The 3686-nt window shown below is 70.6% G+C and carries 1 protein-coding gene; it reads right to left on the bottom strand.

The window, feature by feature from the left end; all coding sequences use genetic code 11:
• The coding region (locus tag AQJ67_RS44190) for a type I polyketide synthase (protein WP_159058958.1) at positions 1-3686 on the bottom strand (3686 nt) is incomplete at both ends.

Raw genomic sequence — 3686 nt, 5'->3', positions numbered from 1 at the left:
GCGCCCACCAGCCGCACTCCGACCGGCCACCCCGGTCACCACACCAGCACCGGGCTCCCCTTCAACCAGCCCGGTCAACCTGGCGATCAGCTCCTCCCGGTCGGTGCCCAGGACCACCGCCCGGTGCTCCAGGCTCGCCCGGGTCGACACCAACGTCGCGCCCACGCTCACCAGTTCCAGTTCCGGGTCCGCCTCCAGATGCGCCGCGAGCCGTCGCGCCTGCTCCCGCAGCGCCGACTCCGACCGGGCCGACAACACCCACGGCACCACCGGCGGAGCAACAACATCAACAGCGGCCGGTTCAACCTCAGGAGCCTGCTCCAGAATGAGGTGGGCGTTGGTGCCGCTGATCCCGAACGAGGACACGCCCGCCCGTCGCGGCCGGTCGGCCGTCGGCCACGGCCGTTGTTCGGTCAGCAGTTCGACCGCGCCGACCGACCAGTCCACCTCTGTGCTCGGCTGGTCCACATGCAACGTCTGCGGCAGCACACCGTGCTGCATCGCCAGGACCATCTTGATCACACCAGCCACACCTGACGCGCCTTGGGTGTGACCGATGTTGGACTTGAGCGACCCAAGCCAGAGCGGACGGTCCGCAGGCCGGTCCTGTCCATAAGTCGCCAACAGAGCCTGGGCCTCGATCGGGTCACCCAGCCGGGTGCCCGTGCCGTGCGCCTCCACCACGTCCACCTCGGCCGTGGTCAGACCGGCATTGGCCAGCGCCTGCAAGATCACTCGCTGCTGCGAGGGTCCGTTCGGCGCCGACAGTCCGTTCGACGCGCCGTCCTGGTTGATGGCCGAGCCCCGCACCACCGCCAGCACGCGATGGCCGTTGCGCCTGGCGTCCGACAGCCGCTCCGCCGCGACCAGTCCAACGCCTTCTGCGAGTCCGGTGCCGTCGGCCGACGCGGCGAACGCCTTGCAGCGGCCGTCCCCCGCCAGCCCGTCCTGAAGGGCGAACTCGGCGAAGATCGCCGGTGCGGACATCACCGTCACACCGCCGGCCAGTGCCAGATCGCATTCCCCGGACCGCAGGGCCTGGACGGCGAGATGCAGGGCCACCAGCGACGACGAGCACGCCGTGTCCACCGTGATCGCGGGCCCTTCGAGCCCCAGCACATACGCGATCCGCCCCGACAGCACGCTGTCCGAGCCGCCGGTGAGCCGGTATCCGTCCAGTTCGTCGGCGGCGGCCCCGACAGTGTCGTACCCAAAGCTTCCCCCGCCCACGAACACCCCGGTCCTGCTGCCCTTCAGCGTGTTCGGGTCGATGCCGGACCGCTCCAGTGCCTCCCACGCCGTCTCCAGCAACAACCGCTGCTGCGGATCCATCGCCAACGCCTCACGCGGTGAGATACCGAAGAAATCGGCGTCGAACCCGGCCACGTCCTCGATGAATCCACCCAGCCGGGCGAAGTCGGCACCGGTCAGGTCCCAGCCTCGATCGCTGGGGAAGTCACCCACCACGTCGGCCGAGGACACCACCGCATCCCACAGCTGTTCCGGCGACGACAGCCCGCCGGGGAACCGGCAGCCCATGCCGACGATGGCGATCGGCTCGTCCGGCTCGGCCTTCACCACGACGGAAGCCATCGGCATGGCCTCGGCCGCGCCGGTCAGCCGCTGCCGCAGGTAGGTGGCCAGCCGCGAGGCGGTCGGGTGGTCGAACGCGAGGGTCGCGGGCAGCTGCAACTCCACCGCCGTCGCGAGCCGGTTGCGCAGCTCGACCGTCGTAAGCGAGTCGAAGCCCATGTCCCGCAAGGCCTTCTCAGGATCGACGACCCCTGCCGAGGCGTGCCCCAAGACAGTCGCGACATGGCCACACACCAGATCGAGAAGAAGCCGTTGCTGATCAGCAGTGGTCAAGCCGGCCAGCCGAGCAGCGAGACCGGAGCCGCCCTGACCGCCTGCTCGGGCGACCGGCCGGGTCGACCCACCGGTCACCACTCCTCGCAACAGCGGCGAGACCTGCCCGGATCCGCCATGCCGTGGCAGCTCCAGTCCGACTGGGGCGAGGTTCGCTTCCGGGCGTCGGCAGGCCAGATCGAACAACGCCAACCCCTCCGCCGCCGGCATCGCACGCACCCCGGCCCGGCCCAACCGGGCGTGGTCGCTGCCGCCCAGATGCCCGGTCATACCACTGGCATCGGCCCACCAGCCCCACGCCAACGACGACGCCGGCAAGCCCTGCGCCTGCCGGTGCAACGCCAGAGCATCCAAGAACGCGTTGGCCGCGGCATAGTTGCCCTGCCCCGCAGCACCAGAAGTCGCCGCGAAACTTGAGAACAGGACGAACGCGTCCAGGTCCAGCCCGGCAGTCGCTTCGTGCAGGTACCACGCCGCGTCCGCCTTCGGACGCATCACGACATCTACCCGCTCCGGGGTCAACGACGAGATCGTCCCGTCGTCCAGCACACCCGCCGTGTGGATCACCGCGGTCAGGGGGTGGTCCGCCGGAATTCCCTCCACCAACCCGGCCACCGCCGCGCGGTCCGATACATCACATGCCACCACCCGTACCTGGGCGCCCAGTCCGGTCAGTTCCTCGACCAGTTCCTGTGCCCCGGACGCAGACGGCCCCTGCCGCGACACCAGCGTCAAGTGCCGTACCCCGTGCCGGTCGGCCAGGTGCCGGGCCAGCAGACCACCCAGCGTGCCGGTGCCACCGGTGATCAGCACCGTGCCGTCCCCGGCAAGACCACGGGGAACGCGCAACACGATCTTGCCGACGTGCTCGCCCCGGCTCATGAGCCGGAACACCTCCGGCGCCTGCCGCAGATCACGCACCGTCATCGGCAGCGGGGACAGGGCGCCCTCGGCGAGCAATCCGACGCACTCCGCGAGGATCCGCCCGAGCCGCTCCGGCCCCGCCGCGGGCAGCAGGTCGAACGCCTGGTACCTGACCCCCGGATACTCCGCGGCCACCGCGCCGGCGTCACGGACATCGGTCTTGCCCATCTCCACGAAGCGGCCACCGTCGCGCAACATCCGCAGCGACGCGTCCACCAACTCGCCCGCCAGGCTGTTCAGTACGACGTCGACGCCCTCACCGCCGGTCGCGGCCAGGAGGCGCTCCTCGAACTCCGCGCTCCGCGACGACGCGATGTGATCCGGAGCCACTCCCATCGCCACCAGCGCGTCGTGCTTGGCCGGACTCGCGGTCGCGAACACCTCCAGCCCCAGGTGACGCGCGATCTCCACCGCGGCCATCCCCACACCACCGGCAGCGGAATGGATCAGCACCCGCTCACCCGGCCGGGCACCAGCCACATCCACCAGCCCGTACCACGCCGTCGCGAACACCACCGGGACCGCCGCCGCGTCAGCGAACGACCACCCCTCCGGAACCGGAACAAGAGCGCGATGATCAGCGACCACCACCGGTGCGAACGCGTCCGCCAGCACGCCCATCACTCGATCGCCCGGCATCAGCCCGCTCACACCGGGACCGACCTCGGTCACCACACCCGCACCCTCACCGCCCAGGCCCAAGGCATCAGCAGACACCACCCCCAGAGCCACCAGCACATCCCGGAAGTTCACTCCCGCCGCCCGGACCGCTACCCGGACCTCACCGTCCGCCAGCGCCGCGGCCCCGCCGGCATCGGCGATGAACGTCAGACCGCCCGGAGTGCCCACGCCCTCGGCACCCAGCCGCCACCCATCATCCGCAGGCAGGGTCAGCG

This window comes from Streptomyces caeruleatus (assembly GCF_001514235.1).
In the GTDB taxonomy this organism is placed as follows: domain Bacteria; phylum Actinomycetota; class Actinomycetes; order Streptomycetales; family Streptomycetaceae; genus Streptomyces; species Streptomyces caeruleatus.
The sequence above is the reverse complement of the archived record's forward strand: the minus strand, read 5'-3'. Positions and strand labels throughout refer to the sequence as shown.